24 protein-coding genes are annotated in these 21,737 nt (G+C 69.0%); 4 read left to right on the forward strand and 20 right to left on the reverse strand.

What is annotated here, in order from left to right; genetic code table 11:
* Positions 1-39 precede the first annotated feature (39 nt).
* A complete protein-coding gene (locus AC2YHA_RS09685) occupies positions 40-825 on the reverse strand; it encodes a sulfite exporter TauE/SafE family protein (RefSeq protein WP_233785602.1) in 786 nt (261 codons plus the stop codon).
* The gene (locus tag AC2YHA_RS09690; RefSeq protein ID WP_487401321.1) at positions 825-2,201 is read right to left on the reverse strand and encodes an ATP-grasp domain-containing protein; all 1,377 of its coding nucleotides are present in this window, start codon (positions 2,199-2,201) and stop codon (positions 825-827) included. Before AC2YHA_RS09690 ends, AC2YHA_RS09685 begins: the two co-directional genes overlap by 1 nt.
* Positions 2,202-2,337: 136 nt before the next feature.
* Here AC2YHA_RS09690 and AC2YHA_RS09695 point away from each other — a divergent pair, with 136 nt between their 5' ends.
* Positions 2,338-3,834 (forward strand): ABC transporter substrate-binding protein, encoded by a 1,497-nt coding sequence (locus tag AC2YHA_RS09695; RefSeq protein ID WP_487401322.1) that lies wholly within the window; start codon positions 2,338-2,340, stop codon positions 3,832-3,834.
* A 23-nt stretch (positions 3,835-3,857) separates the two neighbouring features.
* On the forward strand, positions 3,858-4,247 hold the full coding sequence (locus tag AC2YHA_RS09700) for a DUF4112 domain-containing protein (protein ID WP_487401323.1): 390 nt from the start codon (positions 3,858-3,860) through the stop codon (positions 4,245-4,247).
* Positions 4,248-4,251: 4 nt separating this feature from the next.
* Here the strand turns inward: AC2YHA_RS09700 and AC2YHA_RS09705 are convergent, their stop codons facing one another.
* From AC2YHA_RS09705 to nadC, 3 genes are read right to left on the reverse strand one after another with little or no spacing between them, the layout of a single operon-like run.
* Positions 4,252-4,965, reverse strand: a complete 714-nt coding sequence (locus AC2YHA_RS09705) for a ribonuclease T2 family protein (protein ID WP_487401324.1) — start codon at positions 4,963-4,965, stop codon at positions 4,252-4,254.
* Complete coding sequence (locus AC2YHA_RS09710) at positions 4,962-5,408, reverse strand: hypothetical protein (RefSeq protein ID WP_233785597.1); 447 nt, start codon at positions 5,406-5,408, stop codon at positions 4,962-4,964. The genes AC2YHA_RS09705 and AC2YHA_RS09710 overlap by 4 nt, the downstream gene beginning before the upstream one ends.
* Before the next feature lie 38 nt (positions 5,409-5,446).
* Positions 5,447-6,292, reverse strand: a complete 846-nt coding sequence (gene nadC, locus AC2YHA_RS09715) for a carboxylating nicotinate-nucleotide diphosphorylase (protein WP_487401325.1) — start codon at positions 6,290-6,292, stop codon at positions 5,447-5,449.
* An 83-nt stretch (positions 6,293-6,375) separates the two neighbouring features.
* Here nadC and ppk2 point away from each other — a divergent pair, with 83 nt between their 5' ends.
* Both ppk2 and AC2YHA_RS09725 read left to right on the forward strand, forming a co-directional pair.
* A complete protein-coding gene (gene ppk2 / locus AC2YHA_RS09720; protein ID WP_487401326.1) occupies positions 6,376-7,140 on the forward strand; it encodes a polyphosphate kinase 2 in 765 nt (254 codons plus the stop codon).
* 226 nt (positions 7,141-7,366) lie between these two features.
* Positions 7,367-8,581, forward strand: a complete 1,215-nt coding sequence (locus AC2YHA_RS09725; protein WP_487401327.1) for a DUF2853 family protein — start codon at positions 7,367-7,369, stop codon at positions 8,579-8,581.
* A gap of 59 nt (positions 8,582-8,640) precedes the next feature.
* Here AC2YHA_RS09725 and nadA read toward each other — a convergent pair whose 3' ends face one another.
* The 15 genes from nadA to AC2YHA_RS09800 form a co-directional block, all read right to left on the reverse strand.
* Positions 8,641-9,651 carry a quinolinate synthase NadA gene (gene nadA, locus AC2YHA_RS09730; protein ID WP_487401328.1) on the reverse strand — a complete coding sequence of 337 codons (1,011 nt, stop codon included), beginning with the start codon at positions 9,649-9,651 and terminating at the stop codon, positions 8,641-8,643.
* Between the two features lie 34 nt (positions 9,652-9,685).
* Positions 9,686-10,486: a DUF2306 domain-containing protein gene (locus AC2YHA_RS09735; RefSeq protein WP_487401329.1), complete on the reverse strand. Its 801-nt coding sequence runs from the start codon at positions 10,484-10,486 to the stop codon at positions 9,686-9,688.
* Positions 10,487-10,548: 62 nt separating this feature from the next.
* Complete coding sequence (locus AC2YHA_RS09740) at positions 10,549-11,286, reverse strand: DUF4230 domain-containing protein (RefSeq protein ID WP_487401330.1); 738 nt, start codon at positions 11,284-11,286, stop codon at positions 10,549-10,551.
* Entirely contained in the window at positions 11,268-12,128 is an 861-nt protein-coding gene (locus AC2YHA_RS09745) for an MBL fold metallo-hydrolase (RefSeq protein ID WP_487401729.1), read from the reverse strand. The genes AC2YHA_RS09740 and AC2YHA_RS09745 overlap by 19 nt, the downstream gene beginning before the upstream one ends.
* Before the next feature lie 110 nt (positions 12,129-12,238).
* Entirely contained in the window at positions 12,239-13,882 is a 1,644-nt protein-coding gene (locus AC2YHA_RS09750) for a M56 family metallopeptidase (protein WP_487401331.1), read from the reverse strand.
* Positions 13,879-14,247, reverse strand: a complete 369-nt coding sequence (locus AC2YHA_RS09755; protein ID WP_233785590.1) for a BlaI/MecI/CopY family transcriptional regulator — start codon at positions 14,245-14,247, stop codon at positions 13,879-13,881. Before AC2YHA_RS09755 ends, AC2YHA_RS09750 begins: the two co-directional genes overlap by 4 nt.
* 399 nt (positions 14,248-14,646) lie before the next feature.
* On the reverse strand, positions 14,647-15,948 hold the full coding sequence (locus AC2YHA_RS09760; RefSeq protein ID WP_487401332.1) for a glycosyltransferase: 1,302 nt from the start codon (positions 15,946-15,948) through the stop codon (positions 14,647-14,649).
* 25 nt (positions 15,949-15,973) lie between these two features.
* Positions 15,974-16,303 (reverse strand): Grx4 family monothiol glutaredoxin, encoded by a 330-nt coding sequence (gene grxD / locus AC2YHA_RS09765; RefSeq protein WP_233785588.1) that lies wholly within the window; start codon positions 16,301-16,303, stop codon positions 15,974-15,976.
* Between the two features lie 5 nt (positions 16,304-16,308).
* On the reverse strand, positions 16,309-16,548 hold the full coding sequence (locus tag AC2YHA_RS09770) for a BolA/IbaG family iron-sulfur metabolism protein (RefSeq protein WP_233785587.1): 240 nt from the start codon (positions 16,546-16,548) through the stop codon (positions 16,309-16,311).
* 1 nt (position 16,549) lies between these two features.
* Positions 16,550-16,873 (reverse strand): DUF1476 domain-containing protein, encoded by a 324-nt coding sequence (locus AC2YHA_RS09775; protein WP_233785586.1) that lies wholly within the window; start codon positions 16,871-16,873, stop codon positions 16,550-16,552.
* A 70-nt stretch (positions 16,874-16,943) separates the two neighbouring features.
* The gene (locus AC2YHA_RS09780; protein WP_487401333.1) at positions 16,944-17,945 is read right to left on the reverse strand and encodes an NADPH:quinone oxidoreductase family protein; all 1,002 of its coding nucleotides are present in this window, start codon (positions 17,943-17,945) and stop codon (positions 16,944-16,946) included.
* Entirely contained in the window at positions 17,908-18,540 is a 633-nt protein-coding gene (leuD, locus tag AC2YHA_RS09785) for a 3-isopropylmalate dehydratase small subunit (protein ID WP_487401334.1), read from the reverse strand. The genes AC2YHA_RS09780 and leuD overlap by 38 nt, the downstream gene beginning before the upstream one ends.
* Before the next feature lie 102 nt (positions 18,541-18,642).
* A complete protein-coding gene (gene leuC / locus AC2YHA_RS09790) occupies positions 18,643-20,088 on the reverse strand; it encodes a 3-isopropylmalate dehydratase large subunit (protein ID WP_487401335.1) in 1,446 nt (481 codons plus the stop codon).
* 60 nt (positions 20,089-20,148) lie between these two features.
* Positions 20,149-20,721, reverse strand: coding sequence for a cupin domain-containing protein (locus tag AC2YHA_RS09795; RefSeq protein WP_487401336.1), 573 nt, complete (start codon positions 20,719-20,721; stop codon positions 20,149-20,151).
* Positions 20,722-20,770: 49 nt separating this feature from the next.
* Complete coding sequence (locus tag AC2YHA_RS09800; RefSeq protein WP_487401337.1) at positions 20,771-21,733, reverse strand: NAD-dependent epimerase/dehydratase family protein; 963 nt, start codon at positions 21,731-21,733, stop codon at positions 20,771-20,773.
* Positions 21,734-21,737 lie beyond the last annotated feature (4 nt).

Below are 21,737 nucleotides of genomic sequence, written 5' to 3' on the forward strand. Positions count from 1 at the left end.
GAGCAGCCGGAAACATATGGCTGGCTGTTGCCAGTGAAATTAGAACCGGGGAAACGCCGGGATCTGCTCAACCATCACGCTGAGCAAGCCATAGATGCTCCCGACGACGAGCAACGCGCCGACGAGAGACATCATCGTCTTGGGAGCAAGCCGCTTGACGAGGAACGCGGCGACCGGCGCCGCCACCGCGCCGCCAACTGCAAGCCCGACGGCAAGCGGAGCAATCGTCTCGAGCCCCAGCGTGCCGACAAGCGCGCTGAACACGGTGACCGTCACGAAGAACTCGGCCGCGCTCACCGTCCCGATCACCGTCCGGGGGTTTGCGCCCTGGGCCATCAATGTCCCGGTCGCGATCGGGCCCCAACCGCCGCCGGACGTGTCGATCAGGGCGGCGACAAACCCCAGCGGCGCCACCAGCCGCTGGCGGCGATAGGCCTGCGGCCGGCGCGCCCCGCGCCACAGCAGGTAGATGCCGAGTGCGGCGAGATAGGCCAGCACCACCGGACCAACGATCTCGGCGTGGACGCGCAGCAGCAACCATGCGCCGAAGAACGCCCCAAGGATTCCGGGAACGACCAGCCGGGCGAACAGCGACCAGTCGACATTGCGCTGCAGCGCATGACTCAGGCCGGAAAGGCCGCTGGTGAAGCTTTCGGCGGTACGGACCGTCGCCGATGCCGCAGCCGGAGGTATCCCCAGCACGACAAGAAGCGCGTTTGACAATAGGCCGAAGCCCATGCCGAACGCGCCGTCGACAAGTTGCGCGCAGAAACCGATGACCACGAAGGGCGCCAGCTCCGCCCACGGAATCGCTGCCCAGTCCATCAGCGCGAACGGCTCGATGGCCGCCTGGCCGCAGCGATGCGGCGGGCGCGCCCCGATGGCGCTGTGAGCAGGAACACGACCGGGAACAGTATGGCGAGGATGGACAGGGTGCCGCTCAGCCAGACCCCCGCGCCCGAAAGCCAAGGCAGGGCGGCCGCCCATATCGAGACCGCGAGCGTGACGATCAGCGTGCGCTCCTGTTCGGCTTCGTCGAGACGAATCTGCGGGGTCGCCGCGGCATTGTCATAGAGCGCACGGAGGCTGGAGCCGGTCGCGCCCTGCCGGTCGACCACGCCGTCAGGCAACGACGCATGGGCAAGCACGGACATACCGCCCCCGATCAGACGCACGCCGACTGCCTTGGCGAAGCCCGCATAGCTCGTGCTGCGGTCGCTGATCTCGCGAAGGCCGGTGCGCCCGCCGAATATGAGATCGACGACCGCGTCACCTTCCGAATGGACGGGAACGGCCGGCGCCGGCGCATGGGTCGAGACGATCCAGTCGAGGATCGCCGACGGCACATCGAGGCCGGTCGCACGCTCCAGCCCCTGAAAGCCGGGTGCGGAATTGGCTTCGCAGATGCGATAACCATGTTCGTCGAACAGAATGTCGATGCCCGTGACGTCGAGGCCCAGCGTCTCGGCCGCCCGGACGGCCAGCTCGGCCATGTCGCGGGGCGGATTGTAGCCGACGCCGACGCCGCCCAGTGACACATTCGATTTGAAGCCGCCCGTCAGCGACCGGCGCTCCATCGCGGCGACGACCCGCCCGCCGACCACCAGGACGCGGACGTCGCGGCCGTGGCTGGCGCGGATATAGTGCTGAAGGATGAACCCGGCCTGCGCACCCGCGCTTTCGAGCAGGCCGGCAAGGTCCTCGAACTGACTGCGGTCCTCGCACTTGAGCACACCGGCCCCGCGCGTGCCCTTCAACGTCTTCACGATCACCGGGAAGCCGAGCTCGCGCTCGATGAGATCGGGGTCGAGCGGGAATTTGGCCAGGATCGTTCGCGGGACCGGCAGCCCGGCACGCGCCAGCGTCTGCAGCGTGTGGAGCTTGTCCGCGACCAGCTCGATCGTCGCGGGCCCGTTGATCAGCCGGATGCCGCGCCGTTCAAGGTGCCGGAGCAGCGCCAGCGTGGCATAGTCGGTTTCCGCGCCTGTCCGGCACAGGACGAAGTCGGGTCGCTCGACGGCCCTGTTCTCATATGTCGCGGTCCAATCGTCACCGGCACCGACGATCAGATCGAAATTCTGCGGCTTGAATACCTCAAGTTCGACGCCGGCGAGTGCGGCCGCCTCCTGAAAGCGAAAGACCTCCGGCACCTCGGGCAGCGACGGATCGAGATTTTGATGGAAGAGTACCCAACCTCGCAAACCCGATCCTCCTCAACGCAATCCTCGATGGGCGAGACCACCGGGGATATATGACGGCAAGCTGGGTCATGCTCCCTCGACCTCATTCCATTGAACTCTTTAAGGTCTCGGGGCATCTGCTTTGGAGTATTGAGTTGTGGCAACGGCAGCTAATGGGCGCAAAAGGTCTTCGAGTCCCGCCGTCCGCACCATTGCCGGCGCGATCGCGCTGGCGCTGACGCTCACGGCCTGCGGATCGCGGCGAAGCGACGATCAGCCGGTCGAGGTGAGCGTGATCGGCGGCCCCGCCGCGCTCGGCGATCCCAGCCGGGAGTCGCTCAGCCCCGCCAGCCGGCTGCTGCTCGACGCGACCGCGCAGGGGCTGGTCCGCTTCGACGCCGCGGGCGGCATCGAGCCGGGGCTCGCCGAGCGCTGGATCGTGATCGACGACGGCAAGAGCGTGATCTTCCGCCTGCGCGACGCCGAATGGCCCGACGGGGAGACCGTCACCGCCGACGACGTCGTGACGATCCTGCGCCGCGCGATCGCGCGCGGCAGCCGCAATCCCCTCCTCCCCTATCTCAGCGCGATCGACGAGATCGTCGCGATGACGCCGCAGGTGATCGAGGTCCAGCTGTCGCGGCCGCGGCCGGACATCCTCAAGCTCTTCGCGCAGCCGGAGCTCGCGATCCTCGCCCGCCGGGGCGGCAGCGGGCCGTTCCGCATCGAGCGCGACCGAGGGCCGGGCATCCTGCTCCGCCCCGCATTCGATCCGGTGCGCAGCCCCGACGACGAACCCGAGGAGCCCAAGCCGGAGGAGTTCGTGCGGCTGCGCGGCGAGCGGGCAGCGCTGGCGATCGCGCGTTTCGCCGGCAAGCAGATCGATCTGGTCGAAGGCGGCACCATCGCCGACTGGCCGATCCTGGCCCAGGCGCCGATCGAGCCGATCAACCTGCGCGTCGACGCCCCGAACGGCCTGTTCGGGCTGGCGGTGGCGAACCGCAACGGCTTCCTCGCCGATCCGCTGGGTCGGGGCGCGCTGGCGATGGCGATCGACCGGGCGGCGGTGACGGCCGCGTTCCGGGAGAATTGGCCGGCGGCCGAGACGGTGCTGCCGGCCCAGCTCGATTCGGCCGCGCCGCCGACGGTGCCCGGCTGGGCGAGCGTGGCGCCTCAGGACCGGGTGGCGACGGCCCAGGCGCGGGTGGCGCTCTACAAGCAGGTGCACGGGCCGATCATGCTCCGCATCGCGCTTCCGGCCGGGCCGGGCGGCACTTTGCTCTACGGGAGGCTGGCGGCGTCGCTGGGACAGATCGGCATCGGCGCCGTGCGGGTCGGGATGCGCGATGCGGCGGACCTGCGGCTCGTCGACGCGGTCGCGCCCTACGACAGCGCGCGCTGGTATCTGCGCACCGCCTGCCAGCCGTGCGGCGGGGACGCGGCGAGGCTGATCGAGGCCGCGCGCGACGCGCCGACGCTGCGCGCGCGGGCCGATCGGCTGGCGGAGGCCGATGCGGCGCTTGCCGCCGATGTCGCCTTCATTCCGCTCGCCCAGCCGCTGCGTTGGTCGCTGGTCGCGGAGCGGCTGCGCGCCTGGACGCCCAATGCCCGCGCCTTCCATCCATTGAACCATCTGCGCGGCGTTCCCAACTGATTGCGATGGCCAAGCCGACTCGCATGACACCGACCTTCCCGCTCGGCACCGATCCCGCATCGGTGCGCCAGCGCGTGGAGGCGCTGGAGAAGCTGCTCGAACGCAGCATACGGATTCCGGGACTCAAGACTGCGTTCGGGCTCGACGTGATCCTGGACCTGCTGCCGTTCGGCGGCACCACCATCGCCGCGGCGATGGGTGCCTATATGGTGTGGGAGGCGCGCAACCTCGGCATGTCCAAGGGGCAGATCGCGCGCATGGCGGGGAACATCGGCTTCGACTGGGCGCTCGGGATGATCCCGTGGGTGGGCGCGATTCCCGACTTCTTCTTCCGTTCGAACACGCGCAACCTCCGGATCATCCGCAAGCACCTCGACCAGCATTACCCGTCGAGCGTGGTGATCGAGGGCTGACCGATCAGGCCCCTCCGCCCCGCCAGATCCTGAGCCGGGCGGAGGGCTTGAGCCCGCCCTGGTGCGCCGGGCAGGCGGCGAAGGCGAAGCGCTTGTCGAGGCACAGCCACACCTCCTCGAGCCAGCCCTGCCGGTTGGCGGTGATCCGCATCATGTTCGCGCGCAAACCGGGATTGGCGCGGGCGAAGGCCATCGCGAACTGGCCGGCGGTGAGGTTCGGCCGCCGCGACAGCGCGTTCATGTCCGGATAGCGCAGCCGCCCATAGAGGCCGGTCGAACGCGCGAAATATTGCGCCGGCGGCAGCCCCATGCAGGTGCCGTGCTTGGCATATTCGTGCTGGAGGAGCTGGACGGAGGGCGTCGCGCACAGATTGCGGCGCAGCACGTCCTCGCCGAGCAGCGGCGCCGGGCGGCAATATTGCGGCCATTTGGCGCCGGTGCCGTCGGGCCACAATCCGTGCAGCGTGAAGCCGAAGCGGTTGCCGCTCGCGCACTGGAAGCGCGCCGAGGCCTCACGGGCATTGTCGTGGCAATGCTGCGCGGCCCAGGTGATCGCCAGCGTATAGCCGCCGATCGGCACCACGCGCTTCGGCTCGCGCGTGTCCGGCCCGTCGGCGCGCGGGCGCGGCAGGTCGCCGGGGATGGCGCAGCGATAGGCCTGCGCCGAGGCGGCGACCGGGGTCAGCAGCGCGGCGGCTGCGAGCGCCAGGCGGATCATGCCTCGGCCTCGGGCTCGCGCTCATCGGCCTCGGGTTCGCTTTCGCCGAACCAGGGCCCGGTGTCGGGGCGGAACAGCATCGCGACGGCGATCGCCTGCAGCACCAGCGCGATCGCCGCCAGCACGCCGGACAGGCCGCTCGGGAAACGCCCGCTCATGACCGTGAAGACGAGGCCGAGGATGCCGATGCCGAACAGGACCACCAATATCCACTTGGCGATCGCGCTGCCACGGCGGGCGATGAAGAACCACAGCAGCAGCGGGATCGCGAGCCCGACCGCCGTGGTCGCGTAGAGGAACCCCGGCCCCATCGCCGCGACCGCAGGATTGCGCATCGCGATGCTCAACGAGCGGTCCCACGACATCACGGTGTTGACGAGGCCAACGAGCCAGTAGCCGATGTAGAATTGCTCGAAGCGCACGATCGAAAGCGGTCGCGTCATCTCTCTTCCCCCTCTGCTGTGCGGAACGATAGCGCTGCTCACGCGCCGGGCAAGCGTGGTGCGAAGTCGAGGCCGATGTCGGCGGCGGGCGCCGACTGGGTGAGCCGGCCGACGCTGATGTAGGTGACGCCGGTCTCGGCGATCGCGCGGATCGTTTCCAGCCGGACGCCGCCGGACGCCTCGGTCGGCACCCGCCCTCTCACCAGCGTCACCGCGCCGCGCAGGGTCGGCGGGTCCATGTTGTCGAGCAGGAGGTGAGTGGCGCCGGCGCCGAGCGCGGGCTCGATCTGGTCGATGCGGTCGACCTCGACGATGATCTCGCCGATGCCGGCGGCAACCGCGCGGCGCACCGCCTCCTCCACCGAGCCGGCAACGGCGACGTGATTGTCCTTGATCATCGCCGCATCCCACAATCCCATGCGGTGGTTCTGCGCGCCGCCCATGCGGGTCGCATATTTCTCGAGGAACCGTAGGCCCGGAATGGTCTTGCGCGTATCGAGCAGCACCGCGCCGGTGCCGGCGATGCGATCGACATAGCTGCGGGTCAGCGTGGCGATGCCCGACAGGTGCTGGACGGTATTGAGCGCCGATCGCTCGGCGGTGAGCAGCGCGCGTGCCTTGCCGGAAAGGCGCATGAGATCGGTGCCGGCCGCCACCTTGTCGCCGTCGGCGACGAGCGGCTCGACGACGACGTCGGGGTCCAGCGCGCGGAAGAAGGCGGCGGCGATCTCCAGCCCGGCGACGACGATCGCGTCGCGGCTGTCCATCACGCCGTCGAACAGCGCGTCCTCCGGGATCACCGCAGCGGAGGTGACGTCCCCCGCCTCGCCCAGGTCCTCCGCCAGCGTCGCGTGCACGAAAGCGTCGACGTCGAAGTCCCCCATTGCCTGTCCTTCCCCGCCGTTGCTGGTCAGCCGGCGCGCTTGTGGCATAATCCACTGGAGTTAGGCAGAGGGGAATTGCGCCGATGGCCAAGCACCGCGACGACGATCTCGACGAGCTGGAGACGCTGCAGCTCGGGCTGGTGAGGATGCAGCAGGCGGCGGCCGAGAGCGGCGACCGGGTGGTGATCGTGATGGAAGGGCGCGACACCGCGGGCAAGGACGGATCGATCAAGCGGATCACCGAGCATCTCTCGATCCGCAACACGCGCGTGGTGGCGCTGCCCAAGCCGAGCGACCGCGAGCGCAGCCAATGGTATTTCCAACGCTATGCAGCGCAGCTCCCCGCCGCGGGCGAGCTCGTGATCTTCAACCGCAGCTGGTACAACCGCGCAGGGGTCGAGGTGGTCAACGGTTTCTCCACGCCGGAGGAGCAGGCACAATTCCTGCGCGACGCCCCCGATTTCGAACGGATGCTGGTCGAGAGCGGGATCAGGCTGATCAAGTTCTGGCTCGACATCAGCAAGGACGAGCAGGCGAAACGCCTCAAGGAGCGACGCAGCGATCCGCTGAAGGCGCTCAAGGTCTCGTCGCTCGATGCGGTCGCGCAGAAGAAATGGGCGGAATACTCGGCGGCGCGCGACGCGATGCTGCTGCACACCCATACGCCGGTCGCGCCCTGGACCTGCGTGCTGGCGGACGACAAGAAGGCGGCACGCAAGGCGATCATCCGCCATATCCTGCGCACCGCCGCGCCGGCGAAGGTCGCCAGGAAGACGGCGGCGCCCGATCCGAAGCTGCTGTTCACGTTCGAGCCGGCGGCGATCGAGGACGGACGACTGGCCCGATAGCGTCACTGAGGTGGCATAATTTCATGCCTGCGCCGGATGCGGAATCTTGCGAATTCCCGACGCCCGTGCAGGATTGATCACCGAAATGGATCGGTCCGGACAACGAACGATCCACGGCACCTGGAGCAATGACATAATTCCGTCATAAGACGTTTCCAACGGTCGATTGCCGGCAATCGGCAAGTGTATTACGATCGACTTTCTCCCATCGTGAGAGGAGGTCGTAATGGCGGAAGATTGGATTGCAGACGTCAGACGATATGTTGCCAATCTGGACGAGGCGGCCGTTGCCGGCATCATCCGGTACTGCGGTATAGCCTTACGCAATCGCGATTCGTCGCTGGTGTCGTTCAGCGACGCCACCGAGACCGGGCGGGTGCGCGAGAATTTCCTCAAGAAGAAGCTCGCGCTGACCGATCCGGACGAGGAGCTCGACCGCGCGATCGCCGCCGTCGGCGACCGGATGAAGGAGGATCGGACCAAGAACCGCGTCACCGTCTACTACCTGCTCGCCGAGCATTTCGGGAAGCTCGGCCTGTTCGGCGGCGGTGCGGCGGCGGGTACGGCGAGTGCCGCCGGCGCGGCGGCGCTCGCCGACAATGACGACAAGATCGACGCTCCGGCCGCCGGCGCGGCGGGGATCGGCCGCACCGCGACCGGTGCCGCCGCCGCGGGCGCAGCCGGGCTTGCAGCGCTCGGCAGCGGTGCCGCTTCGGCGGCGACCGGTGGGAGCGGAGGCGGTGGCGCATCCACGGGCGGCGGATCGGGCGGCGGCGGCAGCCAGCCGCTCGGCGATCTGCCCGACGGGCGGGGCGGCGGCTCCTGGTTCGGCAAATGGTGGCCCTGGCTGCTGCTGGCGCTGGCGCTGATCGCACTCGTCCTGCTGCTGAAGTCCTGCCAGAACAGAGAAGCCGGTCTTGCGACCTCGAACACGACGCTCGAGAACCTGAGCGGCAACGACGCCGGGATCGTCTCCGATGCCGACCTTGCCAACGTCACCGACGGCAACCTGAGCGGCACCGCCGGCGAGGAGCTCGGCAACGTCAGCGGCAACGCGGCCGGCGCAGCCACGGCGGCGGCCGAGCCTGCGGGCGCGGCGGTGCTGGCGGAGGCACGGAACGGCCTGCCGGCGCTCACCGTCTACTTCGACACGGGCAAGTCGAACGTCGCGAGCGGCTTTGCGGAGAAGGCGGCGGACGTGAAGGCCTATGTCGCCGCGCATCCGGGCGCCAAGCTGGCGGTGTCCGGCTTCAACGACGCCACCGGCAATGCCGCGCTGAACGCCGAGCTGTCGAAGAACCGCGCGCAAGCGGTCGCCGCGGCGCTCAAGGCAGCGGGCATTCCCGAGGACGCGGTCGTGCTCGAGAAGCCGGCCGAGACGACCGCCGCCGCCGGCAGCAGCGCCGCTGCCCGCCGGGTCGAGGTGACGGTCAAGCAGTAAGCGTCAACGACAACGGCTGCGGGGGCGATCGTCCTCCGCAGCCGCCTTTTCGACCGGCCTCAGTCGCCGGTCACCTTCATCGGCCCGAGATCGCCCATCCCCACCGTGCCGCTCGCCAGCGCGAGCATCCGGTCGAGGCTGGTCTTGGCGCGCAGGCGCAGCCCCTCCTCGATCTCAATGCGCGGCTCGAGGTCGCGCAGCGCGACGTAGAGCTTCTCCATCGTGTTGAGCGCCATGTACGGGCAGATGTTGCAGTTGCAGTTGCCGTCCGCACCGGGCGCGCCGATGAAACTCTTCTCCGGCACCGCCTTTTCCATCTGGTGGATGATGTGCGGCTCGGTGGCGACGATCAGCGTGTCGCCTGGAAAGGTCTTGGCGAAATTGAGGATGCCGCTCGTCGAGCCGACGTAATCGGCATGGTCGAGCACATGCGGCGGGCATTCCGGATGCGCGGCGACCGGCGCGTCCGGATGTTGCGCCTTGAGTTTCAGCAGCTCGGTCTCGCTGAACGCCTCGTGCACGATGCACACGCCCGGCCATAGCAGCATGTCGCGGCCGGTCTTGCGGTTCATGTAGCCGCCGAGGTGCTTGTCGGGCCCGAAGATGATCTTCTGGTCGGCGGGGATCTGCGCGAGGATCTTCTCGGCCGAGGACGAGGTGACGATGATGTCGCTGAGCGCCTTCACCTCGATCGAGCTGTTGATGTAGGTGAGCGCGATATGGTCCGGGTGCTGGGCGCGAAAGGCCGCGAACTGCTCGGGCGGGCAGCTGTCCTCCAGGCTGCAGCCGGCGTCCATGTCGGGCAGCACCACGATCTTGTCCGGCGACAGGATTTTCGCGACCTCCGCCATGAAGCGCACGCCGCAGAAGGCGATAACGTCGGCGTCGGTCTCCGCCGCCTTCTTCGACAGATCGAGGCTGTCGCCGACGAAATCGGCGAGGTCCTGCAGCTCCGGCTTCTGGTAGTAGTGCGCGAGGATGACGGCGTTGCGCTCCTTGCGCAGCCGGTCGATCTCGGCGCGGAGGTCGACTCCCGTCAGCGTGCCGCCGATGCCGTTGCGTGCGTCCATGAATGCGGTTCCGATCCTCTTCGCCCTTCGGCGGTCAGATGGACGGGCTGCGCCCCGTTATCAAGAGGCCGGGAGGCGGCGGCGGGAACGCGAGCGGATCGATCGCGGCACCGGGCGATCCCGCCGTTACCGCGCGGTAGAGCGCCAGCCCGAGCGGACTGTAGGTGATCGCCTCGATCACGATCACGCAGGCGACCATCGTGCCGATCCCCCACCACCAGGCGGGATGCACGCGGCCGCTCCGGCGCAGGTCGGCGGCAACGCCGATCGCGGGGAAGATCATCGCGGCGGCGAAGGCGGCATGGAAAGCCCAGGGGATCAGGAACGGCAGCGGCAGCAGGCGACCGAAGGCGGGGCCGAGCAGCAGCGACATGCCGCAATAGTGCAGCCGGCGATGCCAGTCGGTGTGCCGGCGGAGCGCGATCGCCGCTGCCGTGAGCCCGGCGAAAGTGACCACGGTCGCAGGATCGAACACCAGGAAGTGGAGCGGCCGGAAGAAGAACGGCACGCCGCCCCGCCGCACCATCGCGACCGTCACCGCGAAGCCCAGCACGACCATCGCGACGACCCAGACCGCACCGATCCAGCCCAGCCGGCGATGGAGCGGCATCGCGCCCCGCGACACCAGCACGTTCTGCGTGACGTAGAGCGCCACCCAGCCCATGAACACGATCGCATGGGCATGGAGCAGCGGCGGCGAGGCGAAGGTCGAGCGCCCCGCGGCGAGCTGCAGCGAGAAGCCGGCGACGACGGTCAGCGCCATCGCGATCGCGGTGATCAGGAAAAAACGCTCGTCGCGCCGCATCGCGGGCGCGTCTGCAATCACGGTTGCCATGTTCCGTCCCCCGACGAAACCACCCCTGCGGCGATCCTAGCACGGTTCGGGCATGGGACCAATCAGCGCCGATTGCCGAGCACCTCGTCGACCGAGCGGGTCGTATCCCAGCGTTCGAGGCCGATCCCCGGCCGCTCGTCGGGGAACCAGGCATCGACCCTGGCGTCGATCCCGGCGGCGCGCAGCGGCATCGCGAAGCTGCGCTCGATCGCGCGGCGGGTAGCGTCGCGGGCGAGCCGCATCGGCACCGGCTCGCGCGCCTGGCGGACGAGCTCGGCCTGGCCGGCGCGGCGGTTGGCGGTATCGAGCCGTGATTCGGCATCGGTGAACTTGGTGAGCAGCCCGTCGCCGCCATATTCGCGGATTGCGGTGAGATCGACCTGCGGCCCGACCAGCTCGACCGGCGGCAGCTTGACCGAAAGCGTGCGGGTGCCGGCGTCCCACTTCACGTCGCCCTGATTCAGCTTACCGAGATCGACCTCGTAGCGGACCATGCCGGGCATGATCAGCGTCTTCTGCGCGGTGAGGCCGAGGCGCGACTGGCTCGAGGTGACGACCGCGACGTAGCGCGCGGCGAAGGCGGACAGGCGGTTCTGCTCGCGCAGCCCCTGCAGGCTGGCGCTGGCGACGGTGACTGGATCGGGATCGAGCTGCTTGTCGACCCAGCGCGTCGCCAGCCAGAAGGCGCCGGCCGCCGCGAGCGCCATCAACGCCAGCGCACCGACCGCGACGAGGCAGCCGCGCGTCAGCGAGCCGCCTTTGCCCGGCGGGGATGGCGGGGTCACGCTGCCAGCGTCCATGGCTCGCCCTCGTCGCCGGCGACGAGGCCGCGCCGGCGCAGGTCCAGGAGATGCGCGAGCACCGATCGCGCCGCCGCGGGATGCATCCGCCGGTCGAGCCCGACGTACATCGCCTCGACCATCGCGCCGACGTCGCCCGTGCCGCGCTGGAGCAGGCGGAGGATCTGCCCCTCGCGCTGCTTGCGATGGCCCATCATCCCGCGCACCAGCCGCTGGGGATTGTCCACGGCCGGGCCATGGCCGGGATAATAGACACGGTCGTCGCGGATCAGCACCTTGTCGAGGCTGCGCATGTAATCGCCCATGTCGCCGTCGGGCGGGGAGACGATGCTGGTCGACCAGCCCATCACATGATCGCCGCTGAACAGCGCCTTGCTCTCGACGAGCGCGAAGCAGAGATGGTTCGACGTGTGGCCCGGCGTCGCGATCGCCTCCAGCGTCCAGCCGTCGCCGGCGACGGTGTCCCCGTCGGCGAGCACGCGGTCGGGCGTATAGTCCGGGTCGAACGACGCATCGGCACGCGGGCCGAGATCGTCGAGCGCGAGCGGCGCGCAGCCGACGACCGGCGCACCGGTCGCGGCCTTGAGCGGCGCTGCGAGCGGGCTGTGGTCGCGGTGCGTATGGGTGCAGAGGATCGCGGCGACCGGGCGGCCGCCGATCACGTCGAGCAGCGCGGCGAGATGGGCATCGTCGATCGGCCCCGGATCGATCACCGCCACGTCGCGGGTGCCGACGACATAGCTCTGGGTGCCGTCCTTGGTGAACGGCGAGGGATTGTTCGCGGTCAGGCGGACGACGCCGGGTTCGAGCGTCTCGGGCGTGTCGTGCGGCACGTCGGTCATCGCCATCAGATGGCCGCTCCGCGCGCGGCTCACAAGAGCCGCGCGCGTGCGGAAGACGGCGCGGCCCGGCGCACGAGGGGTCGCCGGACGCCCTGCCCTCCTTCCTCAACTCAGTCCTTGCCGGACTCCATGTCGGCGATCGCCTGGTCGATACCCTTGAGCGCATGGGCGCGGGCGTCGTCGCCCATGTCGGCGCGCTCGACGCTGGCGCGGGCACGACGCAAGCCGGCGAGCGCCTGGGCCCTGGCGTTGCGTTCGATGCTGGCGACGTCGACCTGCGCCAGCGCCTGGGTGCGGGCAAGCTCCGCCTGGTTACGAGCGAGCGTCGCCTGGGCACGGGCGAGGTCCGCCTGGCGCTTGATGCGATCGGTGCAGATGATGATCTTGCGCTTCTCGCCTTCCTTGGTGTGGATCACCATCTGGTTGGCGCTGCCGGAGCCGTTGCCGCAGCTGCGCGAGCTGACTTCGGGGATAGCCTTCATCTGCCGGCGGAACTCGGCGCGTTCCTTGTCGCTCCAGGGGAAATCCTTGTCGTCCATTCGCCGGAAGGCGAAGCCGCGTCCCTTGTCGTCCTCGTCGAGATCGACGTCGAAATCGTCGTCCGAAAATTCGTGCGTCGTGACCTTGCCGTCCTTGTCGCGTGTCACGACCAGCTTGCGCTTGTGCTTGGCCGCTTCTGGCGGAGCAGGCGGAAGCGGCGGGGTTGGAGCGGCTTGCGGCTCCGGAGCGGGCGCAGGCGCAGCCGGCGGCGCGACCTGCGGGAGCGGCGGCAGCTCGAGGCTGGCGATGTCGACCCCGGTGGTGCTCTCGATCCCCGAGCGGACGCGCTCGGCGGCCTGGGTGCCCGACGCGGTGACGCCGAGCCCGACCAGCGTCAGCGCCGCCAGCGCGCCGGTGCCGGCGGCCAGCCGCCCGCGCGACGCCTTCTCATGCCTGGTCAGCATCCGTAACCTCCCCTTCAGCTCGTTGACGGTGTGGAGATGGCAGGCGGCGGACACCGCGCCGCCGTGCGCAGACTTGACGATCGCGCGGCCATAGGCGTGGCGCAGCTCCGGCGCGCGGCCGGACAGCACCAGCGCGTCGCACGCCATCTCCTGATCGGCGCGGAAGGCGCGGAACGCCCGCCAGGCGATCGGATTGAACCAGTGGATGCCGAGCACCACCAGCGCCACCCAATTGGCGATCAGGTCGCCGCGGGCGTGGTGGCCGAGCTCGTGCGCCAGCGCGAGGTCGCGCTCGAGCGGGTCGTAGCGTTCGGCGAAGTCGCGCGGGAAGGCGACATACTTGCGCCTGATGCCGAAGGCGAGCGGACCGGTGGCGGCTCCCGTCTCGATCACTTCGACGTTGCCGGCGGCGACCACCCGCACACTGCCGGCCATCTCGCGAACCCGCGCGCAGAAGCGGCTGTGGGTGATGAGATGATAGGCAAGGAACGCGGCTGCTCCCACCGCCCAGGCGATCAACACCCAGCTGGGCCAGCCGATGCCGGACGCCGGTTCCACCGGCAGCGTCATCACCGGCTCGCCGAGATAGATGGTGATGTCCTCCGGCGCAGGCAGCGCCGGGAGCGCGCTCATGGTGCTCTCGCGCCAGCTTTCGGGCAGCGGCGGCAGCAGCAGCCGCAGCACCGGCAGCGCCCACAACGCATAGGCGACATCCGGCCCGAAGGCGCGGCGCACCGGCTGGCGGATCGCGAGCACCAGCAGCATCAGCAGCGTGGTGGCGATCAGGGTCTCGATCGCCCAGGCGATCATTGCTTGAGGTCCTTGAGCAGCGCCTCGATCTCGGCGATGTCCTCGGCGGTGAGCTGGTCGTGCTCGGCCATATGGGCCACCAGCGGCGTGAGCTTGCCGCCGAACAGCCGGTCGATCAGCCGGCGCGACTCGCCCGAGACATAATCGCCGCGCTCGACCAGCGGCCGGTAGAGATAGCGCCGGCCGACCTCCTCATGCCCGACCACCTTCTTGGCGAGCAGCCGGCCGAGCAGGGTCTTGACGGTATTGGCGCTCCAGCCGCGGACCGGCGCCACCCGCTCCGCCACATCCTGCGCAGTGAGCGGCGACTCGTCCCAGAGCACCTCCATCACCGCATGTTCCGCATCACTGATCCGCTCGGCCATATTCGCTCGCTCCCTCGATCAGCCCCGTTCGTTGTCGGCGTGATTACGAATGTAGTCAAGTGGGTGAATGGAGGATGAATGGCATGTCCGATGTCCGACCAATGCCTGCCCACCCACTGCGTCACCCCGGACTTGTTCCGGGGTCCACCGAGCCACCGGCGCCGCGGCTCATTGATGAGTGGATGCCGGAACAAGTCCGGCATGACGGTCAGGAGTGTCGGCCCAGCTTACACTTCGGTTCAACGTAGAACTTCATTAACCAGCGAATCTCGCGGAAATTGCTGACTGGCACTGTTTGGCACGCACGCTGCAACGCTGGCAGCGGCCGAGCGGTTCTCCGCTTCAGTTAGCCGGGCGGGTCGCTCAGTCTCCGGGTCGACCCGCCCGCACCCGGCCTCCTCAGCCTCGATAAGTACGCGAGCGCGGATCGCGCCTGGGCGGGAACAGCAGCGCCGCGTCCTCCTCGAGTCGCACCGCGGTATGCGACAGGGCGGCTGGGTAGATGGTATCGAACAACAGCTCGAACGTGCGGCGCCAGTCATAGATGGACGCCGCCGTCGCGCGTGCCCTTATCCCCATCGCCGCCGCGCCTTCGCGCCAGATACGGACGACGTTGCGCGCCATCGCCGCAGTGTCGTCGACCGGCCCCAGATAGCCGGTGCCGGGCGGCACCCGATCGGGCATGGCTCCGCCGGCGACGCCGACCACCGGCAAGCCCGACGCCTGCGCCTCGACCACCGAGATGCCGAAGGTCTCGTCCGCCATCGCCGAGACGTAGATGTCCGACGAGGCGAGCGCGCGGGCGAGCTCGGCCCGATCCTTCTCGAAGCCGGGGAAGGCGATCGGCAGCCCGGCCGCCTCGGAGGCGAGACGGTTGCGCAGCTTGCCGTCACCGACCATCACCATTGCCGCGCCGAGATCGGAAGGCAGCGCCTTGAACATCGCGAGCAGCCGGTCGGCGCGCTTCTCGTTATCGATACGGCCGGCGTAAATCAGCAGCGGCCCGTCGCTCGGCTGCAGGCCGAGTTCGGCGCGGTAGCCGGGGTCGCGCTTGCCGGGATGGAACAAGTTGGTGTCGACGCCGAGCGGCAGCACGCTGGTGCGGGTGATCTTCTTGCGCGCGAGCTGGGTGCGCGCATCCTCGCTCAGCGTGTAGACGTGGTCGAACTCGCGATAGGTGACCTCGGCATAGCCCCAGCTCACCAGACGCAGGAAACGGCCCGCGACCTCGCCGAACATGTCGCGGCCGACGCGATAGACATGGGCGTTGGGAAAATCGGTACGATAGCCCGCTACCAGCGCCGTCTCGGGAAAGGCGCGCCGGTAGCGGATCGCCGTCCAGGGCAGCACCCAGGGGCAGAGCGACTCGATGATGTCGGGCCGATATTCCTCCAGCACCTCGCGCACCTTCGACGTGCGCAGGATGAAGCGGTAGTTGGGGCTGCCGCGCACCGGGGGCGCGCCGACCTCGACGAAGACATGGCGGCCGTTGACGGTCACCCTGTCCTCCGGACCCGGTACGATCTGCAGCAGGTGATGGGGCGTGTGGGTCAGCACATAGTCGCGCTTCTCGCGCAGATAGGTGCTGATCCCGCCGCCGCCCGACGGCGTATAGCTCTGGGTCAGGTCACAGACGAGCAGCGGAGACCGCGGCGGCGCAGCCGTATCGGCGACGTTGGACGAGCCGGTCTGCCTCAACACCGCTCATCCCCTTCGTCCGCGGTCGTTATGCCGCGTGCGCAACTCCCTTTTCGGCCAGCAGTTCCTTGAGCTCGCCGGTTTCGTACATCTCCATCATGATGTCCGATCCGCCGATGAACTCGCCCTTGACGTAGAGCTGGGGGATGGTCGGCCAGTCGCTATAGGCCTTGATGCCCTGGCGGACGTCCTGGTCCTGGAGCACGTCGACGCTGTCGAACTCGACGCCGAGGTGCTGGAGGATCGCCACCGCGCGGCTGGAGAAGCCGCATTGCGGGAACATCGGCGTGCCCTTCATGAACAGCAGCACGTCGCTGCCCTTCACGATCCCGTCGATGCGAGTGTTGATGTCGGTCATTTCGATTACTCCTCGGGCGGGGCCGCGGTGGTGAGCTGGAGCGCATGGAGCACGCCACCCATTCGCCCGCCGAGCGCGGCATAGACCGCCTGGTGCTGGCGGACGCGGGGCATGCCCCGGAAGCTCGCGCTGGTCACATGCGCGGCATAATGATCGCCGTCGCCGGCAAGGTCGTCGATCCGCACCACGGCATCGGGGATGCCCTGGCGGATCAGCGTCTCGATCTCGGCGGCGTCCATCGGCATGTTACTTGGATTCCAGGAGCTGGCGGCGGGCGTCGACCAGCGCCTCCTCGAGCGCGCGGCGGACCTCCGCCTCGTCGGTGTCGATGCCGGCGGCGGTGAGATCGCCGACGAGCTTGCGGACCACGTCCTCGTCGCCGGCTTCCTCGAAGTCGGCCTGGACCACCGCCTTGGCATAGGCGTCGGTCTCTTCCGGGGTCAGCCCCATCTTGGCGGCCGCCCACTGGCCGACCAGCCGGTTGCGACGGGCGGTGATGCGGAATGCCATCTCCTCGTCGCGGGCGAATTTGGTCTCGAACGCGCGCTTGCGGTCCTCGAAATCGGTCATGCCTGGCCCCTGAACTGTTACGCCGGCTGAGATAGGGGGGCGACGCGAGGGGCGCAACGGCTAAGCCCTCTTAAGCCCCCACCCGTACCACCAGCTTCCCGATCGCCCCACGCGCAGCCATCTTGGCGATGGCCTTGCCGCCATCGGCGAAGGCGAAGGTCTCGGTGACGCGGGGCGCGATCTTCCCCTCCGACCACAGACGGAAGAGATGGTCGACATGCGCCTGGTTGGCCGCGGGATCGCGCATGGCGAAGGCGCCCCAGAACACGCCGCAGACGTCGCAGCTCTTGAGCAAGGTGAGGTTGAGCGGCAGCCGAGGGATGCCGGCGGGAAAGCCGACGACGAGATAGCGCCCCTCCCAGCCGATCGCGCGCAGCGCCGGCTCGGCATAGTCGCCGCCGACCGGATCGTAGATGACGTCGGCGCCGTCGGGCCCGACCGCCGCCTTGAAGGCGTCGGCGAGCGCCTTCGACTGTTCCTTGTCGAATGGTGCACGGGGATAGACGAGCGTGATGTCGGCCCCGGCCTGCTTCGCCGCCGCGGCCTTCTCCTCGGACGAGACGGCGGCGACCACGCGCGCGCCGAATGCCTTGCCGAGCTCGATCGCTGCCAGCCCGACTCCGCCGGCCGCGCCGAGGATCAGCAATGTCTGCCCCGGCTTCAGATGCCCCCGGTCGAGCAGCGCGTGGATGGTGGTGGCGTAGGTGAGGAGCAGCGATGCACCCTCCTCGAAGCTGCGGCCCTCGGGCAGCCGGTAGAGCCGGGCCGCCTCGACCGCCGCCTTCTCGGCCAGCCCGCCGTTGCCGACCATCGCCAGCACGCGGTCGCCGGGGACGAAGCCGGCGACGCCCTCCCCCACCGCCTCGACCACGCCGGAGATCTCGCCGCCCGGCGCGAACGGGCGCGGCGGCTTGAACTGGTATTTGTCCTCGATGATCAGGACGTCGGGGTAGTTGATCGAGCAGGCCTTGACGGCGACCACCACCTGACCGGGGCCGGCTGCCGGATCGGGCAGTTCGGCCAGCTTCAGGGTTTCAGGTCCGCCCGGCACCTCCGACAGCAACGCCCGCATCAGCAACTCTCCTCGCAATCCACGGGCGGCTTTGCGCCATGCCCGATTCATATTTCGAAATCGCGGTATCCTGCGCCAGCGTCAAGCCGATCTCGTCCAGCCCCTGCATCAGGCACATGCGGCGGAAGGGATCGAGGTCGAACGAAAAGCGATCCTGGAAGGGGGTGGTGACGGTCATCGTCTCGAGGTCGACGGTGACCGGATGGTCCTTCGCCACATCGAGCAGCCGGTCGACCGCCTCCTGCGGCAGCACGACCGGCACGATGCCGTTCTTGACCGCGTTGCCGGAGAAGATGTCCGAATAGCTCGGCGCGATCACCGCCTTCACGCCCATGTCGGCGAGCGCCCAGGCGGCGTGCTCGCGGCTGGAGCCGCAGCCGAAGTTCTCGCCCGCGATCAGGATCGGCGACCCGGCATAGCGGGGGTCGTCGAACACGTTGCCGGGCTCGGCGCGGACCGCCTCGAACGCGCCTTTACCCAGCCCCTCGCGCGTCGTGGTCTTGAGCCAGTGCGCGGGGATGATGATGTCGGTGTCGATGTTCTTGGCACCCCAGGGATAGGCGGTGCCTTCGACCGTGGTGATCGGCTCAGCCATGCGGACGCGCCGCCTCCTGCGCCGGTTTCGAATGCGCCGAAGCCCAGACCGCGCCGATGGCGCTCACCAATGTGCCGACGACCAGCAGCACGATCACCCTCTTCATGCCGTTCCTCCCCCCATGAGCTCGCGGACATCGGCGAGCCGACCGGTCACCGCCGCCGCCGCCGCCATCGCCGGCGAGACTAGGTGCGTGCGCGCGCCCGGTCCCTGGCGGCCGACGAAATTGCGGTTGGACGTCGAGGCGCAGCGCTCGCCCGCCGGTACCTTGTCCGGGTTCATCGCCAGGCACATCGAGCAGCCCGGCTCGCGCCACTGGAATCCCGCCTCGACGAAGATGCGGTCGAGCCCCTCCGCCTCGGCCTGGCGCTTGACCAGCCCCGAGCCGGGGACGACCAGCGCCTGGCGGATGCGGTCGGCGACATGGCGGCCCTTCACCACCGCGGCGGCGGCGCGCAGGTCCTCGATGCGGCTGTTGGTGCAGCTGCCGATGAAGATGTGCTCTACGGCCACGTCCTGCATCCGCGTGCCGGGCTTGAGACCCATATAGTCGAGCGACTTGGCCGCGGCGGCGCGCTTGGCCGGATCGGCGAAGCTCTCGGGATCGGGGACGACGCCGGTGATCGGCACCACGTCCTCGGGGCTGGTGCCCCAGGTCAGCGACGGCGCGATGTCGGTCGCGTCGAGCACTACCGTCTTGTCATAGACCGCGCCGGCATCGGTCGGCAGCCGCCGCCACGCCTCGATCGCGCGCTCCCAATCCTCGCCGCTGGGCGCCATCGGGCGGCCCTTGATATAGGCGAAGGTCGTCTCGTCCGGCGCGATCAGGCCGGCGCGCGCGCCGCCCTCGATCGACATGTTGGAGACGGTCAGGCGTCCCTCGACCGACATCGCGCGGATCACGCTGCCGGTATATTCGATGACGTGGCCGGTGCCGCCCGCGGCGCCGATCCTGCCGATGATCGCCAGCACCACGTCCTTGGGGCTGACCCCGAAGCCGAGCGTGCCGTCGACGCGTACCTCCATCGTCTTCGACTGTTGGAGCAGCAAGGTCTGCGTCGCGAGGACGTGCTCGACCTCGCTGGTGCCGATGCCGAACGCCAGCGCCCCCAGCGCGCCATGCGCCGAGGTGTGGCTGTCGCCGCACACCAGGGTGGTGCCGGGCAGGGTGAAGCCCTGCTCGGGGCCGACGACATGGACGATGCCCTGCGCGGGGTCGGTGGCGCCGATATAGTCGATACCGAACTCGCGCGTGTTCGCCTCCAGCGCAGCGAGCTGGTTGGCGCTCTCCGGGTCGGCGATCGGCAGCATGTGGCCCTCCGCATCGACACGCGGCGTGGTCGGCAGGTTATGATCGGGAACCGCGAGCGTAAGTTCGGGCCGGCGCACCGGCCGCCCCGCCGCGCGAAGGCCGGCGAAGGCCTGCGGGCTGGTCACCTCATGGACGAGGTGGCGGTCGATGTAGATCAGGCAGGTGCCATCGTCCCGGCGCTCGATCACGTGATCGGCCCAGATTTTCTCGTACAAGGTCAGTGGTCGGCTAGCCATTTGCGCGCTTTAACGCTTTCGTGCGCGGGCACAACCCGTCGCGACATTGTATTGCGCGGGCTACGCACGACGGAAGTCCTCCGGCGGGATCGGCGGGCCGATCCATTCCATCCCGTAATCGCGCAGCACCGCGGCGTCCTCGCGCGTCTGCGCATATTGGCCAGGCTTGATCCCCCGCGCCTCGCGCTCACGGAAGAAGGCTTCCATCTTGTTCGCTGGGGCGAAGGAGATCAGCAGCCGGCCGGTCGTATCGCCGACGAACGCCCAGGCATGCGGAATGCCGCGCGGGCCGAGGATGCAGTCGCCCGGTCCCAGCCATGACTTGGTGTCGCCGACCTCGACGAGATACTGGCCCTCCAGCACGAAGAAGAGCTCGTCCTCATTATGGTGAAGGTGGCGTGAAGGGCCGCCCTTGCGGGTGTTGCTCTGCTCCATCACGAACAGGTCGCCGCCGGTCTCGTTCGACAGCACCTTGAAGCTCGTCGCGCTGATGCCGACGGCGCGCTTCTGCCCCTCGCGGTCGGCGCCCGACGGGACGCGGCCGATCGGCGGCGCATCGGGTGCGCGGGTCTGCGCGAGCAACGAGGTCGACCAGGCAAGCAAGGGCAGCTGAAGGATCGAGCGGCGCAGCATCGGAATCCCCCTTCCGGTGTCACCCTAATCTACCCGATTCGCCCTGGCCTCACAACGCGGCGGCCGGCTCCTTTGGCGAGATATAATCCGGATCGTGCGCGAACGGCAGCGGCGCGCCGTCGCGCAGCGCCGCAAGCACCGCGGCGAAATCGGTCTCGCAGCGGAAACCGAGGTCGCGCTCGATCGCCGAGGCTTCGTAGACGCGGCCGATGCTCGCCGGCAGCGACCAGCCACGCCGGGCGTAGAGCGCGGCGGCGTCGGGGAAGTGGCGCGCGATCACCGCCGGCGCGTCGGTCTTGAGCGCCGCGACCTCGTCGCGGTCGAACGGCGTCGGCGCGGAGACGACGTACAGGCCGAACCCGACCTCCGGCGCCTTCTCCAGCGCGATCAGGTGCGCACGGGCGCAATCCTCGACCGTCAGGCGGCGATTGAGGAACTCGTTGGCCTTCATGTTCTCGCCTGAGAGCGCGCGATGAGTATCGTCCTCCTCGGGGAAGAAGCGCGCAGTGCGGAGCACCACCACCGGCAGGCCATGGTCGGCGTGGACCAGGCGGCACAGCTCCTCGGCGGCACGCTTGGTGGCGCCGTAGATGTTGCGCGGGGTGAGCGGCCCGCTCGTCTCGTCGAGCCATACCGCCTCGTTCGCAGTCTCGTCGCGGATCGCCTGGGTAATCATCAGCGAGGTGGTCGAGGTGAAGACGAACCGCGACGCGCCATGCGCCACCGCCGCTTCGAGCAGATTGAGCGTGCCGGTGACGTTGACGTCGACGAACGCCTGGCGCGGGTAGCGGGCGATGTCGGGCTTGTGCAGCGCGCCGGCGTGGACCACACCGTCGAAGCCATGCTCGCCGAACAGCCGGTCGACCAGCGCGCGGTCGGCGACGCTGCCGACGATGTCGGTGTCGGCGCCAGCGGCGACGTCGAGGCCGAGCAGGTCATGCCCTTGGCTCCGGAGCAGCGGCGCGAGGAAACGGCCGAGCCAGCCGGAGGAACCCGTCAGAAGTATCCGCATGGCC

This window comes from Sphingomonas sp. SRI_018 (assembly GCF_057586275.1).